General features: G+C 69.0%; 26 protein-coding genes, 1 tRNA gene and 1 pseudogene. 10 read left to right on the top strand and 18 right to left on the bottom strand.

All coding sequences use genetic code 11. The features are described 5' to 3' along the window. Positions 1–65: 65 nt before the first annotated feature. The 3 genes and pseudogenes from ACIOHP_RS23135 (at position 66) to ACIOHP_RS23125 (ending at position 1,455) form a co-directional block, all read left to right on the top strand. Positions 66–700 (top strand): annotated as a pseudogene (locus tag ACIOHP_RS23135) (HNH endonuclease signature motif containing protein). After that, a complete protein-coding gene (locus ACIOHP_RS23130) occupies positions 697–1,362 on the top strand; it encodes an HNH endonuclease (protein WP_401890285.1) in 666 nt (221 codons plus the stop codon). The pseudogene ACIOHP_RS23135 and the gene ACIOHP_RS23130 overlap by 4 nt, the downstream one beginning before the upstream one ends. Positions 1,363–1,380: 18 nt before the next feature. Next, positions 1,381–1,455, top strand: a tRNA-Leu gene (locus tag ACIOHP_RS23125). Positions 1,456–1,495: 40 nt separating this feature from the next. Here the strand turns inward: ACIOHP_RS23125 and rdgB are convergent. The 4 genes from rdgB to ACIOHP_RS23105 all read right to left on the bottom strand — a co-directional run bounded on the left by rdgB (position 1,496) and on the right by ACIOHP_RS23105 (position 3,731). Further along, positions 1,496–2,098: an RdgB/HAM1 family non-canonical purine NTP pyrophosphatase gene (gene rdgB, locus ACIOHP_RS23120; RefSeq protein WP_361539541.1), complete on the bottom strand. Its 603-nt coding sequence runs from the start codon at positions 2,096–2,098 to the stop codon at positions 1,496–1,498. Between the two features lie 42 nt (positions 2,099–2,140). Then, positions 2,141–2,539 (bottom strand): hypothetical protein, encoded by a 399-nt coding sequence (locus tag ACIOHP_RS23115; protein WP_307030109.1) that lies wholly within the window; start codon positions 2,537–2,539, stop codon positions 2,141–2,143. A gap of 142 nt (positions 2,540–2,681) precedes the next feature. After that, on the bottom strand, positions 2,682–3,419 hold the full coding sequence (gene rph, locus ACIOHP_RS23110; protein ID WP_109498535.1) for a ribonuclease PH: 738 nt from the start codon (positions 3,417–3,419) through the stop codon (positions 2,682–2,684). Between the two features lie 78 nt (positions 3,420–3,497). Further along, positions 3,498–3,731, bottom strand: a complete 234-nt coding sequence (locus ACIOHP_RS23105; protein ID WP_171144364.1) for a glucose PTS transporter subunit EIIB — start codon at positions 3,729–3,731, stop codon at positions 3,498–3,500. A gap of 126 nt (positions 3,732–3,857) precedes the next feature. Here ACIOHP_RS23105 and ACIOHP_RS23100 point away from each other — a divergent pair, with 126 nt between their 5' ends. Beyond that, complete coding sequence (locus ACIOHP_RS23100) at positions 3,858–5,150, top strand: PTS transporter subunit EIIC (protein WP_361539546.1); 1,293 nt, start codon at positions 3,858–3,860, stop codon at positions 5,148–5,150. 111 nt (positions 5,151–5,261) lie between these two features. Further along, a complete protein-coding gene (locus tag ACIOHP_RS23095) occupies positions 5,262–6,509 on the top strand; it encodes a PTS transporter subunit EIIC (protein WP_361539549.1) in 1,248 nt (415 codons plus the stop codon). A gap of 75 nt (positions 6,510–6,584) precedes the next feature. Here ACIOHP_RS23095 and ACIOHP_RS23090 read toward each other — a convergent pair whose 3' ends face one another. After that, positions 6,585–7,337 carry an MBL fold metallo-hydrolase gene (locus ACIOHP_RS23090; RefSeq protein ID WP_327717358.1) on the bottom strand — a complete coding sequence of 251 codons (753 nt, stop codon included), beginning with the start codon at positions 7,335–7,337 and terminating at the stop codon, positions 6,585–6,587. Between the two features lie 247 nt (positions 7,338–7,584). Between ACIOHP_RS23090 and ACIOHP_RS23085 the strand changes: the two genes are divergently transcribed. Continuing rightward, positions 7,585–8,040, top strand: a complete 456-nt coding sequence (locus ACIOHP_RS23085) for a type II toxin-antitoxin system PemK/MazF family toxin (protein WP_361495341.1) — start codon at positions 7,585–7,587, stop codon at positions 8,038–8,040. A 24-nt stretch (positions 8,041–8,064) separates the two neighbouring features. Here ACIOHP_RS23085 and ACIOHP_RS23080 read toward each other — a convergent pair whose 3' ends face one another. The 8 genes from ACIOHP_RS23080 to clpS all read right to left on the bottom strand — a co-directional run bounded on the left by ACIOHP_RS23080 (position 8,065) and on the right by clpS (position 13,139). Beyond that, positions 8,065–9,015, bottom strand: a complete 951-nt coding sequence (locus ACIOHP_RS23080; protein ID WP_361539553.1) for a cysteine synthase — start codon at positions 9,013–9,015, stop codon at positions 8,065–8,067. A gap of 5 nt (positions 9,016–9,020) precedes the next feature. After that, a complete protein-coding gene (locus ACIOHP_RS23075; RefSeq protein WP_171144370.1) occupies positions 9,021–9,299 on the bottom strand; it encodes a MoaD/ThiS family protein in 279 nt (92 codons plus the stop codon). Between the two features lie 114 nt (positions 9,300–9,413). After that, positions 9,414–9,509 carry a putative leader peptide gene (locus ACIOHP_RS23070; RefSeq protein WP_310736469.1) on the bottom strand — a complete coding sequence of 32 codons (96 nt, stop codon included), beginning with the start codon at positions 9,507–9,509 and terminating at the stop codon, positions 9,414–9,416. Positions 9,510–9,611: 102 nt separating this feature from the next. Beyond that, a complete protein-coding gene (locus ACIOHP_RS23065; protein ID WP_401890275.1) occupies positions 9,612–9,758 on the bottom strand; it encodes a hypothetical protein in 147 nt (48 codons plus the stop codon). Positions 9,759–9,798: 40 nt separating this feature from the next. After that, a complete protein-coding gene (locus tag ACIOHP_RS23060) occupies positions 9,799–10,221 on the bottom strand; it encodes a M67 family metallopeptidase (RefSeq protein ID WP_266891813.1) in 423 nt (140 codons plus the stop codon). 216 nt (positions 10,222–10,437) lie between these two features. Further along, on the bottom strand, positions 10,438–11,868 hold the full coding sequence (locus ACIOHP_RS23055; RefSeq protein ID WP_401890272.1) for an amino acid permease: 1,431 nt from the start codon (positions 11,866–11,868) through the stop codon (positions 10,438–10,440). A 336-nt stretch (positions 11,869–12,204) separates the two neighbouring features. Then, positions 12,205–12,807: a DUF2017 domain-containing protein gene (locus ACIOHP_RS23050; RefSeq protein ID WP_361539565.1), complete on the bottom strand. Its 603-nt coding sequence runs from the start codon at positions 12,805–12,807 to the stop codon at positions 12,205–12,207. A 14-nt stretch (positions 12,808–12,821) separates the two neighbouring features. Beyond that, positions 12,822–13,139, bottom strand: a complete 318-nt coding sequence (gene clpS, locus ACIOHP_RS23045) for an ATP-dependent Clp protease adapter ClpS (protein ID WP_142152253.1) — start codon at positions 13,137–13,139, stop codon at positions 12,822–12,824. Between the two features lie 57 nt (positions 13,140–13,196). Here clpS and ACIOHP_RS23040 point away from each other — a divergent pair, with 57 nt between their 5' ends. Then, complete coding sequence (locus ACIOHP_RS23040; RefSeq protein ID WP_361539568.1) at positions 13,197–14,543, top strand: nicotinate phosphoribosyltransferase; 1,347 nt, start codon at positions 13,197–13,199, stop codon at positions 14,541–14,543. A 75-nt stretch (positions 14,544–14,618) separates the two neighbouring features. After that, positions 14,619–15,212, top strand: a complete 594-nt coding sequence (locus ACIOHP_RS23035; RefSeq protein ID WP_361539571.1) for an isochorismatase family protein — start codon at positions 14,619–14,621, stop codon at positions 15,210–15,212. Positions 15,213–15,223: 11 nt separating this feature from the next. Here ACIOHP_RS23035 and ACIOHP_RS23030 read toward each other — a convergent pair whose 3' ends face one another. Both ACIOHP_RS23030 and ACIOHP_RS23025 read right to left on the bottom strand, forming a co-directional pair. Next, positions 15,224–15,574 (bottom strand): hypothetical protein, encoded by a 351-nt coding sequence (locus tag ACIOHP_RS23030; protein ID WP_361495356.1) that lies wholly within the window; start codon positions 15,572–15,574, stop codon positions 15,224–15,226. A gap of 121 nt (positions 15,575–15,695) precedes the next feature. Next, positions 15,696–18,035: an immune inhibitor A domain-containing protein gene (locus ACIOHP_RS23025; protein WP_401890268.1), complete on the bottom strand. Its 2,340-nt coding sequence runs from the start codon at positions 18,033–18,035 to the stop codon at positions 15,696–15,698. A 345-nt stretch (positions 18,036–18,380) separates the two neighbouring features. On the opposite strand from ACIOHP_RS23025, the gene ACIOHP_RS23020 reads away from it, so the two are divergent. Continuing rightward, positions 18,381–18,671, top strand: a complete 291-nt coding sequence (locus ACIOHP_RS23020; protein ID WP_365398710.1) for a hypothetical protein — start codon at positions 18,381–18,383, stop codon at positions 18,669–18,671. Positions 18,672–18,692: 21 nt separating this feature from the next. Here the strand turns inward: ACIOHP_RS23020 and ACIOHP_RS23015 are convergent, their stop codons facing one another. Together ACIOHP_RS23015 and ACIOHP_RS23010 are read right to left on the bottom strand one after the other, a co-directional pair. Continuing rightward, a complete protein-coding gene (locus ACIOHP_RS23015) occupies positions 18,693–19,373 on the bottom strand; it encodes an RDD family protein (RefSeq protein WP_401890266.1) in 681 nt (226 codons plus the stop codon). An 89-nt stretch (positions 19,374–19,462) separates the two neighbouring features. Then, positions 19,463–21,130 (bottom strand): RDD family protein, encoded by a 1,668-nt coding sequence (locus ACIOHP_RS23010; RefSeq protein ID WP_401890263.1) that lies wholly within the window; start codon positions 21,128–21,130, stop codon positions 19,463–19,465. A gap of 212 nt (positions 21,131–21,342) precedes the next feature. Here ACIOHP_RS23010 and ACIOHP_RS23005 point away from each other — a divergent pair, with 212 nt between their 5' ends. Next, positions 21,343–21,816, top strand: a complete 474-nt coding sequence (locus tag ACIOHP_RS23005; RefSeq protein WP_361495366.1) for an SsgA family sporulation/cell division regulator — start codon at positions 21,343–21,345, stop codon at positions 21,814–21,816. Positions 21,817–21,829: 13 nt separating this feature from the next. Here the strand turns inward: ACIOHP_RS23005 and ACIOHP_RS23000 are convergent, their stop codons facing one another. Beyond that, positions 21,830–23,236 (bottom strand): FAD-linked oxidase C-terminal domain-containing protein, encoded by a 1,407-nt coding sequence (locus tag ACIOHP_RS23000; protein ID WP_361495368.1) that lies wholly within the window; start codon positions 23,234–23,236, stop codon positions 21,830–21,832. Positions 23,237–23,320 lie beyond the last annotated feature (84 nt).

Genomic DNA, 23,320 nt, shown 5'->3' with positions numbered 1-23,320 from the left:
TCCGATTAGCGGTTCGTTGATCCGTACGGGCCACGAACGTGTGGCCGGGAACGGAGGGGAACGGTATGGGGGCCGGCGCGTATCCGAGGGAGCGGCTCGAGGAGGCGGCTCGGGGGGCTCGGACGTTGACGGAGGCGTGCCGGAGGTTGGGGGTGGATCCGAAGAGCTGGAAGCGGCGATACGTCCACGAGCGGATGAAGAAGCTTGGGGTGGATGTCTCGCACTTCGAGCGGGAGGGCGTCAAGTGGACGAGGGACATCCTTGAGCCGATGGTCGCAGCATCGACGAGCGTCAACTCGGGCTTGAGGTGGTCGGCGGTCACCACACCCACATCTCGCGGCGCATCAAGGCCTACGGCATCGACACCTCGCACTTCACGCCGGTGGTCCGCACGGAGCGGCAACAGTTCAACCAGCGCCGCCGACCGGCCGGAGAAATCCTCGTCGAGAACGCCTCGGCACACGCCATGCGCATCCCGAGCAGCAGGCTCAAGCGAGCGATGCGCGAGGTGGGCGTGGAGGAGCGCTGCGCCCTGTGCGAGATCGAAGGAGTGTGGCTCGGGGAGCCGCTTCCCCTGGAGGTCGACCACATCGACGGCAACTGGCGGGACAACCGGATCGAGAACCTGCGGCTGCTGTGCCCCAACTGCCACTCGACGACCGACAGTTACCGGGGGCGCGGCAAGGGGCGAGCATCATGAGCGAGGTCACGCACTACACCCGCGAACGGCTGCTCGAAGCATCAGCTCAGTGTTCCGACCTGGACGAAGTCATCGCCTTCTTCGGCACGCGACCATACGGCTACCTCCGCAAGTACCTCACCAAGCGGTTCGCCCACTTCGGCATCGACATCTCGCACTTCCGCCCCTGTGGGAGGCCTGCCCGACCCACCGCTGACGAACTGCGGGTGGCGGTCGCCGAATCAGTCTCCGTGGCCGAGGTGCTGCGGCGCCTGGGGCGCACGAACAACGGGGCGCAGCGTCAGAATCTGCGTCAGTGGATCGCCGACGATCACCTGCCGACGGACCACTTTCTGGGGCAAGCACACCAACGGGGAAGGCCGGCACTGAACTCCAAGAGGCCCGAGGACGTGCTGGTACGGCACCAAGGCGGCCATCGGACAGCGACGAAGCGGCTACGTCGGGCACTCCACGAAGTCGGCGTCACCGAGGAGTGCGCCAGGTGCAAGGTTGGCCCGGAGTGGCTCGACAGACCCATGACGCTGGAGGTCGATCACATCAACGGGGACTGGAGTGACGACCGGCGCGAGAACCTGCGGTTGCTCTGCCCCAACTGCCACGCGATCACCACCACCTGGTGCCGAGGGGGACGACGGCGGCAGACGGTCCGGGGCGCCCAGTAGAGTAGGCATCGCTGCTGAGGGCCCGTACCCCAGCTGGCTAGAGGGCGCCGGTTTAGGTCCGGTGTGTCGTGGGTTCGAGTCCCACCGGGCCCACGAAAAAGGCCCCGCATCTTCTGCGGGGCCTTTTTCGTGATCAGCCCAACAGCTCCCGCACCACCGGCACCAACGCCCGGAACGCCTGCCCCCGATGGCTGATCGCGTTCTTCTCCTCAGCCGTCAGTTCGGCGCAGGTGCGCGACTCGCCCTCCGGCTGGAGGATCGGGTCGTAGCCGAAGCCGTTCGTGCCGGTCGGGGTGTGGCGGAGCAGGCCCCGGAGGCGGCCCTCGACCACGCGTTCCGTGCCGTCCGGCAGGGCCAGGGCCGCCGCGCAGGCGAAGTGGGCGCCGCGGTGTTCGTCCGCGATGTCCGACAGTTGGGCCAACAACAGTTCCAGGTTCGCCTTGTCGTCCCCGTGCCTACCCGCCCAGCGGGCCGAGAAGATGCCCGGGGCGCCGTTCAGGACGTCCACGCACAGGCCCGAGTCGTCGGCGACCGCCGGCAGGCCCGTCGCCTGGGCGAGCGCGTGGGCCTTCAGGAGGGCGTTCTCGGCGAAGGTCACGCCTGTTTCTTTGACGTCGGGGATGTCCGGGTACGCGTCCGCGCCGACCAGGTCGTGGGGCAGGCCCGCGTCGGCGAGGATGGCGTGGAGTTCGGTGATTTTTCCGGCGTTGCGTGTGGCGAGGATCAGGCGGGTCATGGGGTCCAGTATCGCCGTCTCACCCGGCCCGCCCGGCCCCGTTTACGACGTGCAGACCTTCGTCAACTCGCCTGCCGCGTCCGTGATGGGGCTGAGGTCGGGCGTCTCGTCGCCGTTCTTCACCGCCGTACGGACGTTGTTGACCGCCTCGTTGAGGTTGTCGACGGCCTTGTTGACGTCGGCGTTGTCGGTCTTGTCGCCGATCTCGTCGAGGTTCTGGTCGATGGAGCCGAGGGACTCCTCGATCTGGGTCGGGTCGTTGGACGCGTTCTCGACGGCCTGCTGGAGGTCGGTCACGCTGTCGGCGACGGCCTCGGCGGTCTGGACGCAGTCCAGGGCCTTGTTGACCGCGTCGCAGCCGGTCGTGAGTCCCACCGTCAATCCAACGGCCGCCACTACTGCGGCGATGGCGGTACCTCGACGGCGTCGGCTCTCGGCCATGGTGATGGTCCTCCCTTGCTCAGCCCCAAGGGCCCCCGTGTACTGGCCGGGCGTACGGTGGTGTGCCGTACGCCCGTACCGGTAGTGACGCGAGCGCGGGCGGCCGGGTTGCCCGTTCCGACCACTTTTCTTGGTGCGTCCTTTACTTTTCGAGGACGGTATCAAGGGCCTTGCGCTGGAGGACAGCGAGTTCCGTGCAGCCCGAAACCGCAAGGTCGAGCAGGGAGTTGAGTTCGTCGCGGGCGAAGGGCTCGGCCTCCGCGGTGCCCTGGACCTCGACGAAGCGGCCGTCGCCGGTGCAGACGACGTTCATGTCGGTCTCGGCGCGGACGTCCTCCTCGTAGCAGAGGTCCAGCAGCGGTACCCCTCCCACGATGCCGACCGAGACGGCGCTCACGGTGCCGGTCAGGGGCTGACGGCCGGCCTTGATCAGCTTCTTGCCCTGGGCCCATGCCACGGCGTCCGCGAGGGCTACGTATGCGCCGGTGATGGCCGCGGTACGGGTGCCGCCGTCGGCCTGGAGGACATCGCAGTCCAGGACGATGGTGTTCTCGCCGAGCGCCTTGTAGTCGATGACCGCGCGCAGGGAGCGGCCGATGAGGCGGGAGATCTCGTGGGTGCGGCCGCCGATCTTGCCGCGGACGGATTCCCGGTCGCCGCGGGTGTTGGTGGCGCGGGGGAGCATGGAGTATTCGGCGGTCACCCAGCCCTCGCCGCTGCCTTTGCGCCAGCGGGGGACGCCTTCGGTGACGGAGGCGGTGCAGAAGACCTTCGTGTCGCCGAAGGAGACGAGGACGGAGCCCTCGGCGTGCTTGCTCCAGCCACGTTCGATGGTGACGGGGCGGAGCTGTTCGGGGGTGCGGCCGTCGATGCGAGACATGGCGCTGAGCCTAGCGGCACATGCGGAAGGGGCTCCTCCCGCGGTGGGTGGAGCCCCTTCCGGGGTGGGCTCAGTGGCTCACATCATGTCTTCGATCTCCGCGGCGATGGGGTCGGCGTCGGTGCCGATGACGACCTGGATCGCGGTGCCCATCTTGACGACTCCGTGGGCGCCGGCGGCCTTCAGGGCGGCTTCGTCGACGAGCGCTGCGTTGTGGACCTCGGTGCGGAGGCGGGTGATGCAGCCCTCGACCTCTTCGATGTTGTCGATGCCGCCGAGCCCGGCAACGATCTTCTCAGCTTTGGTGGCCATGTCGGTCTCCTCATGCACAGTTGGCCCAACTTCGCGAGCGATTGCGCTGTATGTACCGAAAGATGACGTCACAGCAACCAATCGTCCGTAACTGGTCTACACCACCTGACAGGCGGTCGCCAACTCATGAGCTCCGAGACCGAGATCTCTCCCGCACGCCGACGGTGGCAGTCGGTGTTCCAGGGCCTGCAGAAGATGGGCCGCAGCCTTCAGCTCCCCATCGCCGTCCTGCCGGCTGCGGGCATCCTCAACCGGCTCGGGCAGCCGGATGTGTTCGGGGACGACGGGCTGGGCTGGACGAACGTGGCCAAGGTGATGGCGGGGGCGGGCGGCGCGCTGCTCGACAGCCAGTTGGGGCTGCCCCTGCTGTTCTGCATCGGCGTGGCGATCGGCATGGCGAAGAAGTCGGACGGGTCGACGGCGCTGGCCGCGGTGGCGGGTTTCCTCGTCTACTACTCGGTGCTGCGCCAGTTCCCGGAGGACTGTCCCGCCGGGGCGAAGACGGTGACCGGCATCGGCTGCGTGGCCTCGGCGGACGGCACGGTGACGGCGTTCACGTTCCAGAATCCGGGTGTCTTCGGCGGCATCGTGATGGGTCTGCTGGCGGCGTTCTTCTGGGCGCGTTATCACCGTACGAAGCTGGTGGACTGGCTCGGCTTCTTCAACGGGCGTCGGCTGGTGCCGATCATCATGGCGTTCGTGGCGATCGTGTTCGCGGCGCTGTGTCTGTGGATCTGGCCGCCGATCGGTGACGGGCTGGAGAGCTTCAGCGACTGGCTGAGCGACGCGGGCTCCTGGGGTGCGGGCATCTTCGGTATCGCGAACCGGGCTCTGCTGGTGATCGGGTTGCACCAGTTCCTCAACGTGCCCATCTGGTTCCAGTTCGGCACGTACACCAAGCCGGACGGCACCGAGGTGCACGGTGACATCAGCATGTTCCTGGCGGGCGACCCCAGCGCGGGTCAGTTCACGTCCGGGTTCTTCCCCATCATGATGTTCGCCCTCCCGGCCGCGGCCCTGGCGATGACGCACTGCGCCAAGCCGAGTCGCCGCAAGGAGGTCGGCGGTCTCATGCTCTCCGTCGCGCTGACGTCGTTCGTCACGGGGATCACCGAGCCGATCGAGTACTCGTTCCTCTTCATCGCGCCGCTGCTGTACGTGGTTCACGCGCTGCTGACGGGTGTGTCGATGGCGGTGACGTGGGGGCTCGGGGTGCATGACGGCTTCAGCTTCTCGGCCGGGTTGATCGACTACATCATCAACTGGAATCTGGCGACGAAACCGTGGGCGATCATTCCGATCGGTCTGTGCTTCGCCGTCGTCTATTACGTGATCTTCCGTTTCGCGATCACGAAGTTCGATCTGAAAACTCCGGGCAGGGAGCCGGAGGACGAGGTCGAGGACGTCACGAAGGTCTGACCGTACGTAGCCCTCCGGTTGCGGAATTGACGGGTTCCTTATATCGCCCTCCATCGTGTACAACAGGTCTACACCACTGAGTGGTGTAGACCACCACCCGATGGAGGACGTATGAGCACCGCCACCGACACGGCGGCCCCCGCGAAGAAGCGGGGATCCGGTCTTTTCCAGGGCCTGCAGAAGGTCGGCCGCAGCCTGCAGCTTCCGATCGCCGTGTTGCCGGCGGCGGGCATCCTGCTGCGTCTCGGCCAGGCCGACGTGCAGGAGAAGCTGAACCTGCCCGACAAGGTCACGGCGGTCTTCGCCACGGCCGGTGGCGCGATCTTCGACAACCTGCCGATGCTGTTCTGCATCGGTGTCGCGATCGGCTTCGCCAAGAAGTCGGACGGCTCCACCGCGCTGGCCGCACTGGTCGGGTTCCTGGTCTACAGCAATGTCCTGAAGGCCTTCCCGGTGACGGAGGCCAAGGTGCAGGCGGGCGCGGACATAGCCGCGACCTACAACAACCCGGGTGTCCTCGGCGGCATTCTCATGGGTCTGCTGTCCGCGGTGCTGTGGCAGCGCTACCACCGCAAGAAGCTGGTGGACTGGCTCGGCTTCTTCAACGGCCGCCGGCTCGTCCCGATCATCATGGCCTTCGTCGGTACCGCCATGGGCGTCTTCTTCGGTCTGGTCTGGGAGCCGATCGGTGAGGTCATCTCCGACGCCGGCGAGTGGATCACCGGCCTGGGCTCGGTGGGTGCCGGTCTGTTCGGCCTGATCAACCGTGCGCTGATCCCGATCGGCATGCACCAGTTCGTCAACACCGTCTCCTGGTTCCAGATCGGTGACTTCACCGACTCCGCCGGTGCCGTGGTGCACGGTGACCTGAACCGCTTCTTCGCGGGTGACCCGACCGCCGGTCAGTTCATGTCGGGCTTCTTCCCGATCATGATGTTCGGTCTGCCGGCGGCCGCGATCGCGATCGCCCACTCCGCTCGTCCCGAGCGCCGCAAGGCCGTGATGGGCATGATGGTCTCGCTCGCCCTGACCTCCTTCGTGACCGGTGTGACCGAGCCGATCGAGTTCTCGTTCATGTTCATCGCCCCGGTGCTGTACGTGATCCACGCGGTGCTCACGGCCATCTCCATGGCGATCACCTGGGCGCTCGGTGTCCACGCGGGCTTCACGTTCTCCGCGGGCGCCATCGACTACGCCCTGAACTGGAACCTGGCCACGAAGCCGTGGCTGATCATTCCGATCGGCCTGGTCTTCGGAGCGATCTACTACGTCGTCTTCCGCTTCGCCATCACCAAGTGGAACCTCCCCACCCCGGGCCGCGAGCCCGAGGAGGAGGTCGAGGACCTCACCAAGGCGTGAGTTCCGACCGCCGTACGGCATGACGAAGGCCCCGGGACCGGGAAGGTTCCGGGGCCTTCGTGTGCGTACGAGGACTCAGATGTCGTACGACACCCTCGGCGTCGCCAGCTCCACCGGGCCGTCGTAGACCGCGCGGGCGTCGGTGAGGTTGACCTGCGGGTCGGTCCACGGGGGGATGTGGGTGAGGACCAGGCGGCGGGCGCCTGCCCGGGCCGCCGTCTCACCCGCCTCGCGGCCGTTGAGATGCAGGTCGGGGATGTCCTCCTTGCCGTGCGTGAACGCGGCCTCGCACAGGAACAGGTCGGTGTCCCGGGCGAGTTCGTCCAGCACGGGGGTGATACCCGTGTCGCCGGAGTACGTGAGCGACTTGCCGCCGTGTTCGACGCGGATGCCGTACGCCTCCACGGGATGCGCCACGCGCTCGGTGTGCACGGTGAAGGGGCCGACCTCGAAGGTGGACGGCTTGACCGTGTGGAAGTCGAAGACCTCGCTCATGGAGGAGGCGGTCGGGGTGTCCGCGTAGGCGGTGGTCAGCCGGTGTTCCGTGCCCTCGGGTCCGTAGACCGGGATCGGATCGCAGCGGCCGCCGTCATGGCGGTAGTAGCGTGCGACGAAGTACGCGCACATGTCGATGCAGTGGTCGGCGTGCAGATGGCTGAGGAAGATCGCGTCGAGGTCGTAGAGACCGCAGTGGCGCTGCAACTCGCCAAGGGCACCGTTGCCCATGTCGAGAAGCAGCCGGAAGCCGTCGGCCTCTACGAGGTAGCTCGAGCAGGCCGATTCCGCGGACGGGAACGACCCCGAGCAGCCGACGACGGTGAGCTTCATAAAGCAGAAACCTCCGCTGGCGGTAATCCAGGAGATCCAGGAATCCAGGAATCCAGAAGATCGGGAAAGAGGGACTCGGGGGGCGTGCGGTCCGTCGAGCGTAAGGCGCAAAACCCCTTGTCGCTCCTCCGCCAAGGGCTGTTGTGGGCGAACTCACCTGTGCTGTCACCGGTTCGGCTGGACCGGAGGCGCGTAAGGCTGGGCAGAAGGCGCGCAATGCGGATCGCGCGCCGGTAACGTCGTCCGCATGGACACGTCCTGGTGGCTGGCGCTCGCGGCGGTGGTACTGCTGGCGCTGGTCGCCACGCTCGTGGACGGGTGGGGGCGGGGGCGCAGGCCGGAGGGTCGCAGGACGCGGCCGCCGGGGCGTCCCGGGCCGCGGACCGGCAGCGCGCGGCCACGGCCCGCGGAGATCTGGTGGGCGAACGTGCCCTTCGAGGACGGGCCGGGGGCCAAGGACCGGCCGTGTCTGGTGCTCGCGGTGCGCGGCAGGCGCGCGGTCGTCGCGAAGATCACCAGCAAGTACCACGACGAGCGGGCCGGGGTGATCCCGTTGCCGCCGGGTTCGGTGGGCGATGCCCACGGGCGCGCCAGCTTCCTGGAGACGGACGAGCTGCGCGAGGTGGCGGTGTGGGACTTCCGGCGGCGGGTGGGTGTGGTGGACCCGGTCCTGTGGGACCAGGTCCGTCACCTGGCGACGTAACGCGTCAAGGAGCGTGACGAGGGGTTACGCCCAGAGCTGGCCCTGAAGCGTCTCGATCGCTTCCTCTGTCGTCGCCGCCGTGTAGACCCCCGTCGACAGGTACTTCCAGCCGCCGTCCGCGACGACGAACACGATGTCCGCGCTCTCCCCCGCCTTCAGCGCCTTGTTACCGACGCCGATCGCGGCGTGCAGGGCGGCGCCCGTGGAGACGCCCGCGAAGATGCCCTCCTGCTGGAGGAGTTCGCGGGTGCGGGTGACCGCGTCCGCGGAGCCGACCGAGAAGCGGGTCGTCAGGACCGAGGCGTCGTAGAGCTCGGGTACGAAGCCCTCGTCGAGGTTGCGCAGGCCGTACACGAGGTCGTCGTAGCGCGGCTCGGCGGCGACGATCTTGACGTCCGGCTTGTGCTCGCGCAGGTAGCGGCCGACGCCCATCAGGGTGCCGGTGGTGCCCAGGCCCGCCACGAAGTGGGTGATGGAGGGGAGGTCGCTGAGGATCTCCGGGCCGGTCGTGGCGTAGTGGGCGCCCGCGTTGTCCGGGTTGCCGTACTGGTAGAGCATCACCCAGTCGGGGTGCTCGGCGGACAGTTCCTTGGCGACGCGTACGGCCGTGTTGGAGCCGCCGGCGGCGGGTGACGGGATGATCTCCGCGCCCCACATGCCGAGCAGTTCCCGGCGCTCCTGCGAGGTGTTCTCGGGCATGACGCAGACCATGCGGTAGCCCTTGAGCTTGGCGGCCATGGCCAGGGAGATGCCGGTGTTGCCGCTGGTGGGCTCCAGGATGGTGCAGCCCGGGGTGAGGCGGCCGTCCTTCTCCGCCTGCTCGATCATGTGCAGGGCCGGGCGGTCCTTGACCGAGCCGGTGGGGTTGCGGTCCTCCAGCTTGGCCCAGACGCGGACGTCGTCGGACGGCGACAGCCGCGGCAGGCGCACCAGAGGGGTGTTGCCCACCGCGGCCAGCGGGGAGTCGTAGCGCATCGGGATCAGGCCATGCCGCCGGCGACGGCCGGCAGGATCGTGACGTTGTCGCCGTCCGACAGCTTCGTGGTGATGCCGTCGAGGAAGCGGACGTCCTCGTCGTTGAGGTAGACGTTGACGAAGCGGCGCAGCTCGCCGCCGTCCACGATGCGGGCCTGGACGCCCGGGTGCCGGGTCTCGAGGTCGGCGAAGAGCTCGGCGAGGGTGTCCCCGTTGCCCTCCACCGCCTTCTGGCCGTCGGTGTAGGTGCGGAGGATGGTGGGGATGCGGACCTCGATGGCCATGGTTGCGGGCTCCTGTCGGAAGTGTCTGGTCGGTGGGCGCGCGGCAGCGCATATAAGCAGGTCGTGCGTGGTGAGGCGCCGCGGCTCACGGCCGTTCGGCGGCAGGGGGCAGCGTCAACAGATGGCGCTGGCGAGCCTGCACAGGTCGACGTGCAGCCGCGCCACGAGCAGCATGCCCGGCGTCTTTTCGCTCACGTCGTCAAAAACCATGGGCTCATCGTATCGATTCCCGTCCCGGGTCCCGGAATGTGATCCCACATTCCGGACGGATTCCGGCCGGGAAGTGAGACGGCACTGTTCAGACCGCACCGCTCAGGCGGACGCGCGCAGGACGATCCGGGTGGGTACGACGACCGTGGGGAGGTCCGAGGGACGGTCGAACAGCAGTCGGGCCATCAGGCGCCCCATCTCCCCCACGTCCTCGATCGTGGGGCGCTGTCCGGGTGGCCGTCGCGTCAACACCGTCTCCGATGGGGCGAGTTGGTCGGGCGTACGGTGATCAGTATGCCTCTACGACCGTGACCTCTTCCTCCGTGATCTCGCCGTCCACGATCCGGAACGAGCGGAACTGGAAGTCGCCGAGGCCGTCGGTGTCCGCGGTGGAGACCAGGACGTAGTGCGCGCCGGGCTCGTTGGCGTAGCTCACGTCGGTGCGGGACGGGTAGGCCTCGGTGGCGGTGTGGGAGTGGTAGATGACCACCGGTTCCTCGTCGCGGTCGTCCATCTCGCGGTAGAGCTTGAGGAGGTCGCCGGAGTCGAACTCGTAGAACGTGGGCGACATGGCCGCGTTCAGCATCGGGATGAAGCGCTCGGGACGGTCCGAGCCGGCCGGACCCGCGACGACGCCGCACGCCTCGTCGGGGTGGTCCTTGCGCGCGTGCGCGACGATCTGGTCGACGAGGGCCTGGGTGATGGTCAGCATGCTGGCCAGGATAAGCAGACGGGCCGCCCCGTACCGACGGGTGGTACGGGGCGGCCCATATGCCGGACGCCTGAGCGGCGGGCGTCGGGAGCACCACGAGAGCTCCCGACGCCGGGACGTCCTGGACAAGCGGTTCAGCACCCACCTGGGGGCGCGGGGAACTGCGCGACCAGCCACAACGGCGCAGCAGTCGACCGACAGCCCTTGGCGCAGCGCCTATCCGACCTTCTCGAACTCCGGCTCGCGCCGCTCGGCGATCTGCGGGTTACGCGCCTTGAGCACGGCCCAGCCGATCCCGAGCGCGACGGCCCAGCCCGCCATCACGTACAGACACACCCGGGACTCGGAGTCGTACGCGATGAGGCCGGTCACGAAGAGCAGGAACACGATGGCGACGTACGAGCCCTTGGAGCCGCCCGGCGCCGGGAAGGACGACGCCGGCAGGCGCCCCGCCTCGACCGCGCGGCGGTACCGCACGTGGCTGATCAGGATCATCAGCCACGTCCAGATGCCCGCCGCGGTGGCGACGGAGACGACGTAGCCGAAGGCCTTCTCCGGAACGATGTAGTTCAGGACCACGCCGATGCCCATGAACAGCACCGACACCGTGATGGCCAGCGCCGGCGTCTTCGTCACCGACAGCTTGTTGAAGGCCTTGGGGGCCTCGCCGCTGTCCGCGAGGGTGCGCAGCATGCGGCCCGTGGAGTACATGCCGGAGTTGCAGGAGGACAGGGCCGCGGTCAGCACGACGAAGTTGACGATGCCCGCGCCCGCCGGGATGCCGATCATCGCGAAGGCCTTCACGAAGGGGCTGACGCCGGGTGCGAACTCGGTCCACTTGACCACGCAGAGGATGACGGTGAGGGCGCCGACGTAGAACAGACCGATGCGCCAGGGCAGGGTGTTGATCGCCTTGGGGAGGGTCTTCTCCGGGTTCTCCGACTCCCCGGCGGTGACGCCGACCAGTTCGACGGCGAGGTAGGCGAACATGACGCCCTGGAGGGTCATCAGGGACGAGCCGATGCCCTTGGGGAAGAAGCCGTCGAAGGCCCAGAGGTTGGAGACGGCGGCCGTGTCGCCGGCGGCGCTGAAGCCGAAGGTGAGGACGCCGAGGCCGATCACGATCATGCCGATGAGGGCGGTGACCTTGATCATCGAGAACCAGAACTCGATCTCGCCGAACAGCTTCACCGAGATCAGGTTGGCCACGAACAGCACGACCAGGAAGCCGAGTGCCGAGGCCCACTGCGGGACGTCCGGGAACCAGTAGTGGATGTAGATCGCGGCGGCGGTCAGTTCCGCCATGCCGGTGACGACCCACAGCAGCCAGTACGTCCAGCCGGTGAAGTAGCCGAAGAACGGGCCGAGGAATTCGCGGGAGTACTCCGCGAACGAGCCCGAGACGGGGCGGTAGAGCAGGAGTTCACCGAGCGCGCGCATGATGAAGAAGATGATGACGCCGGCGACGGCGTACATCAGGATGAGACTGGGGCCCGCCTTGGCGATGTTCGCCCCGGCGTTGAGGAAGAGACCGACGCCGATGGCGCCGCCGATCGCGATCATCTGGACCTGGCGACTGCCGAGGCCACGCTCGTAACCCTCTTCGGAGGTGTGCTCCGAGCCTTTTTCGACCTGAGCGGAGGTCATATGTGTGGTGCGCCTTTCTCCATACCGAACCGGGCCTCTCGTCGGCCTCGGATCGGTTCTCGATCCCCCCGGATACTGGAGCTTTCTGCCTGGCCGGCGGTTACCGGCTCGGTGGCGCACCCGAGCGAACATACGGGTGGTGTTCGTCGGGCGGTCGTGAAGATTTATCACGGCCGCAATATTGATCACCTGTGCGAGATGTGGCGCAGAGCACAGGAAGAAGCGGACAAACAAATACCGGAGTGGGCATACGCCATCAGCACGGTGACGTGATCGTTATCCGGATTTGAGCGTCCGCTGAGCGAACACAAAAACATCACAAACTGCGCCGGAAGGTTACGGAAGCAGCGTCGTCACGAGGGTTTCCTGGAGACCGCCCAGCCACAGATACGCCATCACCATCGGCTTACGGGGGTCCTCGTCCGGCAGCCGGTAGAGGAGGTCGGTGTCCTCCTCGTCGGCGATCTCCAGCCGGGAGCCGATCGCGAGGCGCAGGTCGTTGAGGGCGCCGAGCCACAGGCGCGACTCCTCCGGCGACAGCTTGAGCACCGCCCCGCCGTCGCCCACCGGGCTCAGCGCGTCCAGGGAGCGGATCACCGCGAGGGCGCTGTCCCGCTTGCCGGCCCGCAGGTCGTTCTCGGTGTAGCGGCGGAACTCCGAGGAGTACGCCTTCTGCTCCTCGGCCTCCTCGGGCCCGGGCGTGCCCTCGGGGTCGCTGTAGGCGTCCGGGAAGAGGCGTCTGAGCACGGGGTCGGAGGGCGGCTCGCTGGGGCCGTCGTTGAAGAGTTCGGCGAGCGGGTCGTCGGGGGCGTCCTCGGCGGGCCCTGGCCCGATGAGCTCCAGGAGCTGGACGGCCAGTGAGCGGATGATGGAGATCTCGACGTCGTCGAGCGCGACGGCCGCGCCGCCGCCGGGGAGCGGTTCGAAGTGTCCAGGCATGAAGGTGAGTTCAGCTACTTCCGGTCCTGCTGGAGGGTGGCCCACAGACCGTAGCCGTGCATCGCCTGCACGTCGCGCTCCATCTCCTCGCGGGATCCGCTGGAGACGACCGCCCGGCCCTTGTGGTGAACGTCGAGCATGAGCTTGGTGGCCTTGTCCTTCGAGTACCCGAAGTACGTCTGGAACACATAGGTCACGTAGCTCATGAGGTTGACCGGGTCGTTGTGGACGATGGTGACCCAGGGGACGTCCGGCTCGGGTACGGCGAAGACCTCTTCCGCCGACTCGGTGCGTTCGATCTCTACGGGAGCGGGTGACGTCACATGGCCCATGCTGCCACGCATCACAGAAATCGTCACACCGACGAGAAGGGAGTACTATCCCGTCCTATGAACACAGCGGACCTTGGGCTGCCGGTGGATGTTCCCTCGACGGCACTCTTCACGGATCAGTACGAGCTCACGATGTTGCAGGCCGCACTGAAGGCCGGAACCGCCGAGCGGCACAGCGTCTTCGAGGTCTTCACCCGGCGGCTGCCGAACGGGCGCCGGTACGGCGTCGTCGCGGGCACCGGGCGTGTCCTGGACGCCGTCGAGAACTTCCGGTTCGACGCGGACGTCCTGCGCTTCCTGGGTGAACGGAACATCGTCGACGCGCAGACCCTGGACTGGCTCGGCTCGTACCGGTTCTCCGGTGACATCTGGGGCTACCCCGAGGGCGAGGTGTACTTCCCGGGCTCACCGATCATGCGGGTCGAGGGCTCCTTCGCCGAGTGCGTGCTCCTGGAGACCGTGATCCTCTCGATCCTCAACCACGACTCCGCGATCGCCGCGGCCGCCTCCCGGATGGCCTCGGCCGCCGGGGGCCGCCCGCTGATCGAGATGGGCGCCCGCCGCACCCACGAGCTCGCCGCCGTCGCCGCCTCCCGCGCCGCCTACCTCGGCGGCTTCGCCTCCACCTCCGACCTCGCGGCCGGCTTCCGCTACAACATCCCGACCGTCGGCACCTCCGCCCACGCCTTCACCCTCCTGCACGACCAGGAGCGGGACGCCTTCCGGGCCCAGGTGAACTCGCTGGGCCGGGGCACCACGCTGCTCGTGGACACGTACGACGTGACGGAAGCCGTCCGTACGGCGGTGGAGGTGGCCGGACCGGAGCTGGGCGCGGTCCGTATCGACTCGGGCGACCTGCTCCTGGTGGCCCACCGGGTACGGCAGCAGCTGGACGAGCTGGGCGCCCGGGACACGAAGATCATCGTGACCTCGGACCTCGACGAGTACGCCATCGCCTCGCTCGCGGCGGCCCCGGTGGACGCGTACGGCGTCGGCACACAGCTGGTGACCGGCTCCGGGCACCCGACCTGCTCGATGGTCTACAAGTTGGTCGCCCGCGCCGAGTCCGCCGACGTGAAGGCGCCGCTGGTGCCGGTCGCCAAGAAGTCCTCCGGCGGCAAGACCTCCGTCGGCGGCCGCAAGTGGGCGGCCCGGCGGCTGGACGCGGACGGGATCGCGGAGACCGAGGTGGTCGGCACCGGGGCCGTCCCGGCCGACCTCGTGGACCGGCAGCTCCTCGTCGAACTGGTCAAGAGCGGCGACGTCGTGGCGCGCGAGCCGCTGGACGTCGTACGGGACCGGCACACGGCCGCGCGTGACGGGCTGCCGCTGTCGGCGACCCAGCTGTCGCGCGGGGAACCGGTCATTCCGACGGAGTACGTACACGGGCGCTCGGGTAGCTAAAGCTGGTGCGCCCTCCCGCAGCGCCGTCGAAGTCTCTAGGCTCGTAAGTTCACTCTTAGTCGAAGGACACCCACCATGCGCCGCGCCTTGATCGTCGTCGACGTACAGAACGACTTCTGCGAGGGGGGCAGTCTCGCGGTGGCCGGGGGTGCCGATGTGGCCGCCGCCGTCACCGAGCTGATCGGACAGGCCGCCGGCGGCTCCGGCTACCAGCACGTGGTGGCCACCCGCGACCACCACATCGCGCCCGGCGGCCACTTCGCCGACAACCCCGACTACGCCCACTCCTGGCCCGCGCACTGCGTCGCCGGCACCGAGGGCGTCGGCTTCCACCCGAACTTCGCCCCCGCCGTCGCCTCCGGCGCGATCGACGCCGTCTTCGACAAGGGGGCGTACTCGGCGGCCTACAGCGGCTTCGAGGGCGCCGACGAGAACGGCGTCGCGCTGGCCGACTGGCTGCGGGAGCGGGAGGTCGTCGAGGTGGACGTGGTCGGCATCGCCACGGACCACTGCGTACGGGCCACCGCGCTGGACGCCGTGCGGGAAGGTTTCCGTACGCAGGTGCTCCTCGACCTCACCGCGGGAGTGGCCGAGGAGACCACCGACCGGGCACTGGAGGAGCTGCGCCAGGCCGGCGTGGAACTCTCCGGGAAGCCGGTCGTCGCGTAGGCGCCCGGTGACTAGGCCGGTGCCGTCGGCCTCCTGATCAGGGCCCTGATCGGGTGCCACAGCTCCTGGGCCGGCTCCGGCCCGGGCACCGCCGCGACAGCGTTGTCAGGGGCCGTACGCCATATCAGGCCGTCCGGATGATGCAGGACGGCCGTCACCTCGTCCGGGGTCGGCGGCGCCGCGTTGCCACGCAGGTAGACCGCCCGCAGACCCAGGTTGCGCAGCCTGGTCAGGGCTCGTGCGCGGTTGCGGGCGTGGACGAGGACACGGACACAGCCCGTGCCGTCGGTGGCGGGTCTGGGCAGGTTCAGCGCCACCACCACGCTGCCTGTCGGCAGCTTGCAGAAACCTCCTGCGGCCATGCAGTCACACCCCCGTGTGCACCGGTGTCAATAAGAAAGCCATCAGGACGCACCTAAACACGATCGGCGGCGACCCGCCAGGGGTCACCGCCGATTCGCTTCTGACCTGCGCAAATGCCGACTACTTCACCGCGCGGCCCACCTCGAGCGAGATCGTCGAGCCGTTCAGGGCCTCCTGGACAATCTTGATCTTGGTGTTGGTGTCAGTGAGCTTCACGCCCGCGAACGGGGTCGTCGCGTCGTAGTACGTGCTGGTGTGATCGTTGAAGACCGACACCCCCTTCGACGACGGGATCCTCTTCGCGACGTCCGCGTTGTGCAGCGTGATGCCGTCCGTGCGGAACAGGCTGAAGGGCGAGTCGTACGCCTGGATGCGGCTGCGCATCGCGGTGCCGTCGGACCACTTCAGCGCCGTCGGGTGCGAGTCGACCGGCAGCAGCAGACCGACGCCGGGGTGCTCGCTGGTGTTGTTGTCCACCTGGGAGGTGTCCCACTTCCAGATCAACAGACCGTTCTGGTACGGGAAGTGCTCCACCCAGCTCGGACGGGTCGTGGAGAAGCCGAAGTTGTACGGGCCGACCTTCAACGTCCGGTCGTACGACACGTACTGGCGGTTCTCGGCGATGTAGTACTGCGCGTAGTCGTCCGTGACGGTCGCCCCGACACGGGTGAACCCGCTCGCCGTCCAGGCCGCGTCCGCGGTCTCGGCGTCGTCGGCGAACAGGGCGGCTCCGTCGGCCGTCACGGTGATCCGGTCCGCCGCGAAGCCCTTCTCGGCCACGCCGCCGTCGGTCGAGTAGCGGAAGCGCAGGCCGATCTTCTGGCCCGCGTAGGCGTCGAGCGGGAACGACAGCTTCTTGTACGTCTCCGAGAAGCCGGTGAGCGTCGGCTGGCCGCTGGCGTCGCGCGGGAGGGCCGCGCCGTCCGCGGTGCCGTCGATCGCCTTCCAGGTGGTGCCGCCGTCGGTGGAGACCTCGGTGTAGACGAAGTCGAAGCTCGCCTCGGTGGCCCACCAGCCGTCGAGGCTCAGCGTCGCCGCGGACTTGCCGGTGAGGTCGACGGACCGGGTCAGCGTGTTCCGGAGGCCGTTGCCGCTGCCGCTCCACCACTGGGTGGCGCCCTGTGCGGGGGCCACGATCTCGCTCGTGACCTCCTTCTCGGGCAGTTCGACGACGAGGGCCTGCTTGTTCTTGGTGTTGTACTCGGCGACACCGAGCTTGTGCTTCGACTTGGTCGCGGCCTTCGCCACGTCGTAGTCCAGCCAGCCCAGTTGCAGCTTGTCCCAGGCGGTCATGTCGCCCGGCAGGTCACCGATGGTGTCCTTGCCGGTGCCGAGCCAGGAACCGGAGGACATCAGGGTCCAGAAACCGGTGGAGTTCTCGCCGCCGCCGGAGGTGTCGTAGTGGTCCGGCAGACCGAGGTCGTGGCCGTACTCGTGGGCGAAGACGCCGAGTCCGCCGTTCTCCGGCTGGATGGTGTAGTCGCCGACCCAGATGCCGGTGTCGCCGATCTGGGTGCCGCCGAGCAGGTTGCCCGAAGGGCCGGTGGCGCCGGAGTCGGTGCCGAACGCGTACCAGCGGTGGGCCCAGATGGCGTCCTCGCCCTGGGCGCCGCCGCCCGCGGACTCGTCCTCACCGGCGTGCACGATCTGGAAGTGGTCGATGTAGCCGTCGGACTCGTTGAAGTCGCCGTCGCCGTCGAAGTCGTAGCGGTCCCACTGGTCGAACTCGGCGATGTCCGCCTTGATCTCGGCCTCGGTGCGCCCCGCCGCCTTCTGCTGGGCGACCCATGCCGTGACGCCGTCCTGGACCGCGTTCCACGCGCAGGTGTCACAGGAGTTGGAGCCGTAACGGGCCTCGTTGTAGGGGACCTTGACCCAGTCGGTGACCTCGCCCTCGACCGAGTAGCGGCCCGAGGACTGCTTCTCGTAGTAGGTCTTCATCGACGCGGTGCCGTCGCCGAAGTAGAGGTCCTCGAAGTGGGCCTTGTTGTAATCCGGCTGCCAGGCCGTGCTGTTGTCCTGGGCACGGTCCGGCTCGGCTATCTCGTTGTGCGCGGGGCCGGGCGTGCCGCCGTAGCGGGGGTCCGTCTGGTCGCCGAACTCGACGAGGATCGTGAAGATCTTGTCGGTCCGCTCGCGGCCCAGCTCGACGTACTTGCTGGCGCCCTTGCGGCTCTTGAGCTCGACGACCTGGGAGCCGTCACGGTTCTTGACCGTGGCGGCGCCGGATATGACCTGCTTCAGCGCCTCTTCGCGCTGCGCCTCCTGGGTCCGGGAGAGCGGGCCGTCGAAGTCGTGCTCCTGTGTGGTCTTCGCCGGCTGCGGATCGGTGCGGGGCGCCGCGGCCGGTGCCGCGGTGGTGTCGGCCTGCGCGACGGCGAAGGTCGAGATGGTCGCCGTCGCGGCGGCCAGTGCGACGGTGGTCGCGGCTGCTCTGAACGTCCAGGGTCTGCTGGGCACCTGAGTCTTCCTCCCCTAGTCAAGTGACGGCATTTGACTAGAGGTTCAGAAGAAAAGACAGACCTTGACTTGGACAGGACAACTGCACTATGCGGATCTGACGTCCGCTTTACGAACATCTCGAGAACGCCCCGAGCCACCCTCGACCGGCGCTCGCGCGTGTCCACTTCGTGGACGGTATGACTCCGTGCGCCCCCCATGCACCGGTACTGTTGGTTAGGTCACGCTTACCGTTCGTTCCGCTCGGGCATGCACGCGATTAGAGTCATTCGGCGGAACGCCCCAAAACGGCGGAAAGCCAGGCCGACACCCCCGTGGACCCCCACTTCCGAGGACACGATTGCCATGCCTCGTCCGACTGCCGCACAGCTCGCCTACGGTTCGTTCACCGTGATCTTCTCGACGCTCGCCATGCTGCTGCTGTCACAGACGAGTTCGGGTCTGGGGATCGCGGTCATCGCCGTAGCGGCGCTCGCCCTCGGGCTGCTCGTCGCCATGACGGTCCCCATCCCCAAGGCCCGCGTGGTCGCGGTGCGCAAGCCCGCCACCGAGACAGCGGAGACGGCACAGACGCCCGTACCGGCGTCGGTCACCGTACTGGCGACCGAGCCGGTGCACGAGCGCGCCGCCTCCTGATGAACTGACGGTGCCCGGTGGTCAGTTGGTGCTGACCACCACCGTCTTCGCCGCCTTGTCGTGCAGGCCCTGCTTGTAGGGCTTGTCGAAGAAGCTCCAGCCGCCCGAGATCGCGGTCCAGACACAGGCGCAGCAGAACGCGAACGGGATCCACAGCACCGCCGAACGCGACAGCGCGGTCTGCACGGAGGGCGTGGAGCCGTTCTCGAGGTTCGCCACCCGCATCCCGAGCCACTTCTTGCCGAGCGTCTGGCCGGAGCGGCTGATCATGACGGTGTCGTACGCGATGTAGAGCACGGCCGTGATGAGCGACTGCGTGAAGGACTTGCCGTACTCGACCTTGTCGGGGTCCACGTCGTACTCGTTGACGCCGAAGCCCCAGGTGAGCAGTCCGACGACGATCGCGACGAGGATCATGTCGATGATCCGGGCGAGCGTGCGCTTGCCGCTGGCGGCGAGCGGGGGCATGCCGGCGAGCGGGTCGTTCGGGTACGAGCCGCCACCGTACGGGTCACCGCCGCCGTAGGGACCGCCGCCTCCGTACGGCGGGGGCTGGCTGCCGTACGGCGGGCCCGCGTCCCCTGGCGGCGGGGGCTGACTGCCGTACGGGGAACCCTCTCCGCCCGAGGGCGGGGGCTGCTTCCTGAACGGGTCGTCTTCCGGCGGCTGCTGGCCGGAGCCGGGGGGCGGTTCGCTGCTCATGGCCCGAGTCGACCGCGATCCCCACGGTTCCGCATCCGGCGAGCGGCCGTCCGGAGTACGGAATCCGGTGGCCCCGGTGGCGTATGCGGCTATCCCGCTACGAACGTATGTGCGGCCTTGTCGTGCCAGCACTGGCGCCACGGCTTGTCGAACAGGCCCCATACGACGCCCACGACACCGATCGCGAGCAGACCGGGGACGCTGTAGACGAGCCAGCGGCGCAGGGCGGCGCCGAACGTCGGGGGCTCGCCGCCCTCGATGTCCCGCACCTCCAGTCCGAGCAGCTTCTTGCCGAGGGTGCGGCCCCACTTGGCGGTGGGCAGCGCCTCGTAGAGGACGCCGAAGACGAGGAGGACGGCGAGGACGATGCCGAGGTAGGCGGAGGTCGTGCCGTCCAGGAGCCAGACGGTGACGGTCTCGCCGGAGAGCTTGGCCGCGTCGATCTTCTCGTTGACGTGGTCCAGCGCCCTGGTGCCGAGCGGGACGGCGGCCGCGCCGGTGACGCCGACGAGGACGACGGTGTCCAGCAGCCGGGCGGTCAGCCGCTTGCCGAGGCCCGCGGGGCGGGCGGAGGCCTGACGCCGGGCGGCGGCCTGGAAGACGTCCTCCACGGGCGGCTTCCAGGGCGCGACGGGCTGGTCCTCGCCGGAGGGGGCGGCAAGGCGGTGCACCTGCTGGGCCCAGGAGGACTGCCCCCCACCGGCGCCGCCGGCCATGGGGGTGGGCTGCTGGGGGACGGAGGCGGCCGAGGTCTGCGGAGTCGCCTGCTGCGGGCCGGCGGGACCGGCGGAGGCCGCCTGTCCGACGGCGCCCTGGACACCGGCCTGCGCGGTGGCGGCCCGCTCGGCGGCCGCCTTGCCCGCGCCGAAGCCGGGGGTGGGCGCGGGCGGGGCTCCGAAGCCGCCCGCCGCGCCGTCGGACCGTGCGCCGCCCGTGCCCCCGCCCTGCGCCCCACCCTGCTGAGGCGTGCGCGGGGCAAGCGCCCGGAACGTCATGGTGCCCTCGTCGGCGACGGGGCCACCGGGGGCGGGAACGCCGGGAGTTGCGGCACCGGAGGGGCCCGCACCACCGAAGGCGGGCCCCCCGGAAGCGCCGGGCCCGGAGGCGGAGGGACCGTGGGCGCTTGCCGCACCCGGGCCGCCCGCGCCCGGGCCGCTGAAGGCCGGACCGCCGGACGCACCCGCACTAGAAGAACCGTGGGAACCCGCCGCACCCGGGCCGCCCGAGCCGGGGGTGCCCTGTCCGCTGCCGCCCTGCGGTGCCGTGGCCGGGACGGACGGGGCCGCTCCCCCGGGTGTCGGCCTGCGGAACACGAACGTGTTGCCCGAGGCCGCCCGGTCGGACTCCGCGGGCGGGATCGTCGCCGTGCCGTCGCCGCTCGTCGTGTCCGACGGGACGCGGGGGTCGGTGCCCGCCGCCGCGCCCCAGGAGATCCGGCGGTCCTGGTCGCCGCCGAAGCCGGACTGACGGGAGCGGTCGGCACCCCAGGCGGACGCGGGTTCGGGACGGCTGCCGTGCTGGGCGTCGGACGGGTGGGCCGCGGGCGGCGGGTCCTCGTCGAAGAAGTGCGGGCCCGTCTCCTCCACCGACGCGGGTGCCGGGGACGCCGGGGCCTCGCCGTCCGACGGGGCCGGCCGGCTCGTACCCGGTACCCAGGCGGCACCGTTCCAGAACCGGACATATCCAGGAATGGACGGGTCCGGGTAATACCCTTCGCGGGGCCTGTCGTCACCGGGGGCCGGGGTTGGGGCGCTCATGTCCGTCGTCCCGTATCTGCTCGGGGGTGAATATGGGGGGCTCCACATCTATCAGACCGGCTGCGCCCCCACCGCCAGTCCCACCGGACCCACCCCTTTTGGGCAACGTCATGAACCCCCGGGAAAAAAGTTTCCCGAACCCGCGTAATGGTTCCGGCCGCACCGCCTCTCTCCACTCGTACGAGACAGAACACGAGAGGGGAACACGCGACATGCACACCGTGGTAGAGCGCGAGCTGGAGCTCAAACTCATTCTGTCGCCCGAGCGCAGCATCCCGGTCCCGGCCCGGCTCAGCTATCGCTCCGACGACCCGTACGCCGTCCACGTCGCCTTCCACATCGGCTCCGACCACCCGGTGAACTGGACGTTCGCCCGCGAGCTCCTGGTGGAGGGCGTGTTCCGGCCGTGCGGGCACGGGGACGTGCGGGTGTGGCCGACGAAGGTGGACGGCCGCAGCGTCGTCCTGATGGCGCTGAGCTCGCCCGACGGGGACGCCCTCCTGGAGGCGCCCGCGGCCCAGGTGTCGGCCTGGCTGGAGCGGACGCTGCGGGTGGTGCCCCCGGGGTCTGAGGGCGAGCAGCTCGGTCTCGACGAGGCCCTGGCGGACCTGCTCGCCCCGACACCCGCCGACGACCTGTGGCTGCGCGACCCATGGCCGAGCGACGAGTCGAAGGACGGGGAGTGATCGCGTACGGACCTCAGAAGAGCTTGCCGGGGTTCAGGATCCCCAACGGGTCGAAGACCTGCTTGATCTGCCGCTGCATCTCCACGCCCACCGGGCCGATCTCGCGCGCCAGCCACTCCTTCTTCAGTACGCCCACGCCGTGCTCGCCGGTGATCGTGCCGCCGAGCTCCAGGCCGAGGGCCATGATCTCGTCGAAGGACTCGCGGGCGCGCCGGGACTCGTCGGGGTCGGCCGCGTCGAAGCAGACGGTGGGGTGGGTGTTGCCGTCGCCGGCGTGCGCGACGACGCCGATGGTGAGCCGGTACTTCTCGGCGATCCGCTCGGTCCCTTCGAGCATCTCGCCGAGCCGGGAGCGGGGCACGCACACGTCGTCGATCATCGTGGTGCCCTTGACGGCTTCGAGGGCGGTGAGCGACAGCCGGCGGGCCTGGAGGAGGAGTTCGGACTCGGCGGCGTCGTCGGCGGGCACGACCTGCGTGGCGCCGGCCGCCTCGCACAGCGCGCCGAGGGCGGCGAGGTCGGCGGCCGGGTCGGTGGTGTCGAAGGCGGCGAGCAGCAGGGCCTCGGTGGTCTCCGGGAGTCCCATGTGGGCGAGGTCGTTGACGGCCTTGACCGTCGTACGGTCCATCAGTTCGAGGAGGGACGGCACATGCCCGCCCTCCATGATCCGGCACACCGCGTCGCAGGCGGCCGCGCCGGACGCGAACTCGGCGGCCAGCACCAGCTGCTCGGGCGGCTGCGGGCGCAGGGCCAGGGTCGCCCCGACGACGATGCCGAGGGAGCCTTCCGAGCCCACGAACAGGCGGGTCAGGTCGTATCCGGCGACGCCCTTCGCGGTCCGCCGGCCGGTGGACATCAGGCGGCCGTCCGCCAGGACCACGTCCAGGCCGAGGACGTACTCCGCCGTCACCCCGTACTTCACGCAGCACAGCCCGCCGGAGGCGGTGCCGATGTTGCCGCCGATGGTGCACATCTCCCAGCTGGAGGGGTCCGGCGGGTAGTAGAGGCCGTGCTCGTTGACCGCGCGGGAGAGGGTGGCGTTGATGACGCCGGGCTCGACCACCGCGATGCGGTCGACGGGGTTGATCTCGAGGATGCGGTCCATCTTCGTCAGGGACAGCACGATGCAGCCGTCGGTGGCGTTGGCGCCGCCGGACAGGCCCGTGCGGGCGCCCTGCGGGACGACGGGGACGCGCAGCTCGGTGGCGGTGCGCATGACGTGCCGCACCTGCTCGACCGTGCGCGGCAGGACGACCACGGCGGGGGCGCCGGCCGGGCAGAAGCTGGCCATGTCGTTGGCGTAGGAGGCCGTGACGTCCGGGTCGGTCAGGACGGCCTCGGCGGGCAGACCGCTCAGGAGACGGTCGGCCAGGTTCCCTGTCTGTTCGTCGCGAGGCGCTTCGATACGGCTCATGATCACAGCGTCGCACCTGGGTCCATCGGTGTGAACCCCGTCTGCGGCAACCGTCCCCTGCCCGGGTGTGGTCGTCGTATTGACGCACAG

It is taken from the genome of Streptomyces sp. NPDC087859, assembly GCF_044742595.1.
Classification (GTDB): Bacteria; Actinomycetota; Actinomycetes; order Streptomycetales; family Streptomycetaceae; genus Streptomyces; species Streptomyces canus_F.
Note: the sequence above shows the minus strand (reverse complement) of the source record. Positions and strands in the feature narration are given on the sequence as shown.

What these genes read in the sequence shown, in the direction of transcription:
- ACIOHP_RS23035 (WP_361539571.1), top strand. Translation starts at nt 14,619, where the DNA reads ATGCGCCGCGCCTTGATCGTCGTCGACGTACAGAACGACTTCTGCGAG.
- ACIOHP_RS23030 (WP_361495356.1), bottom strand. Translation starts at nt 15,574, where the DNA reads ATGGCCGCAGGAGGTTTCTGCAAGCTGCCGACAGGCAGCGTGGTGGTG.
- clpS (WP_142152253.1), bottom strand. Translation starts at nt 13,139, where the DNA reads ATGGGCCATGTGACGTCACCCGCTCCCGTAGAGATCGAACGCACCGAG.
- ACIOHP_RS23105 (WP_171144364.1), bottom strand. Translation starts at nt 3,731, where the DNA reads ATGGCCACCAAAGCTGAGAAGATCGTTGCCGGGCTCGGCGGCATCGAC.
- ACIOHP_RS23005 (WP_361495366.1), top strand. Translation starts at nt 21,343, where the DNA reads ATGCACACCGTGGTAGAGCGCGAGCTGGAGCTCAAACTCATTCTGTCG.
- ACIOHP_RS23115 (WP_307030109.1), bottom strand. Translation starts at nt 2,539, where the DNA reads ATGGCCGAGAGCCGACGCCGTCGAGGTACCGCCATCGCCGCAGTAGTG.
- ACIOHP_RS23100 (WP_361539546.1), top strand. Translation starts at nt 3,858, where the DNA reads ATGAGCTCCGAGACCGAGATCTCTCCCGCACGCCGACGGTGGCAGTCG.
- ACIOHP_RS23075 (WP_171144370.1), bottom strand. Translation starts at nt 9,299, where the DNA reads ATGGCCATCGAGGTCCGCATCCCCACCATCCTCCGCACCTACACCGAC.
- ACIOHP_RS23055 (WP_401890272.1), bottom strand. Translation starts at nt 11,868, where the DNA reads ATGACCTCCGCTCAGGTCGAAAAAGGCTCGGAGCACACCTCCGAAGAG.
- ACIOHP_RS23085 (WP_361495341.1), top strand. Translation starts at nt 7,585, where the DNA reads ATGGACACGTCCTGGTGGCTGGCGCTCGCGGCGGTGGTACTGCTGGCG.
- ACIOHP_RS23040 (WP_361539568.1), top strand. Translation starts at nt 13,197, where the DNA reads ATGAACACAGCGGACCTTGGGCTGCCGGTGGATGTTCCCTCGACGGCA.
- ACIOHP_RS23090 (WP_327717358.1), bottom strand. Translation starts at nt 7,337, where the DNA reads ATGAAGCTCACCGTCGTCGGCTGCTCGGGGTCGTTCCCGTCCGCGGAA.
- ACIOHP_RS23095 (WP_361539549.1), top strand. Translation starts at nt 5,262, where the DNA reads ATGAGCACCGCCACCGACACGGCGGCCCCCGCGAAGAAGCGGGGATCC.
- ACIOHP_RS23050 (WP_361539565.1), bottom strand. Translation starts at nt 12,807, where the DNA reads ATGCCTGGACACTTCGAACCGCTCCCCGGCGGCGGCGCGGCCGTCGCG.
- rph (WP_109498535.1), bottom strand. Translation starts at nt 3,419, where the DNA reads ATGTCTCGCATCGACGGCCGCACCCCCGAACAGCTCCGCCCCGTCACC.
- ACIOHP_RS23060 (WP_266891813.1), bottom strand. Translation starts at nt 10,221, where the DNA reads ATGCTGACCATCACCCAGGCCCTCGTCGACCAGATCGTCGCGCACGCG.
- ACIOHP_RS23020 (WP_365398710.1), top strand. Translation starts at nt 18,381, where the DNA reads ATGCCTCGTCCGACTGCCGCACAGCTCGCCTACGGTTCGTTCACCGTG.
- ACIOHP_RS23070 (WP_310736469.1), bottom strand. Translation starts at nt 9,509, where the DNA reads ATGGTTTTTGACGACGTGAGCGAAAAGACGCCGGGCATGCTGCTCGTG.
- rdgB (WP_361539541.1), bottom strand. Translation starts at nt 2,098, where the DNA reads ATGACCCGCCTGATCCTCGCCACACGCAACGCCGGAAAAATCACCGAA.
- ACIOHP_RS23080 (WP_361539553.1), bottom strand. Translation starts at nt 9,015, where the DNA reads ATGCGCTACGACTCCCCGCTGGCCGCGGTGGGCAACACCCCTCTGGTG.
- ACIOHP_RS23130 (WP_401890285.1), top strand. Translation starts at nt 697, where the DNA reads ATGAGCGAGGTCACGCACTACACCCGCGAACGGCTGCTCGAAGCATCA.
- ACIOHP_RS23015 (WP_401890266.1), bottom strand. Translation starts at nt 19,373, where the DNA reads ATGAGCAGCGAACCGCCCCCCGGCTCCGGCCAGCAGCCGCCGGAAGAC.
- ACIOHP_RS23010 (WP_401890263.1), bottom strand. Translation starts at nt 21,130, where the DNA reads ATGAGCGCCCCAACCCCGGCCCCCGGTGACGACAGGCCCCGCGAAGGG.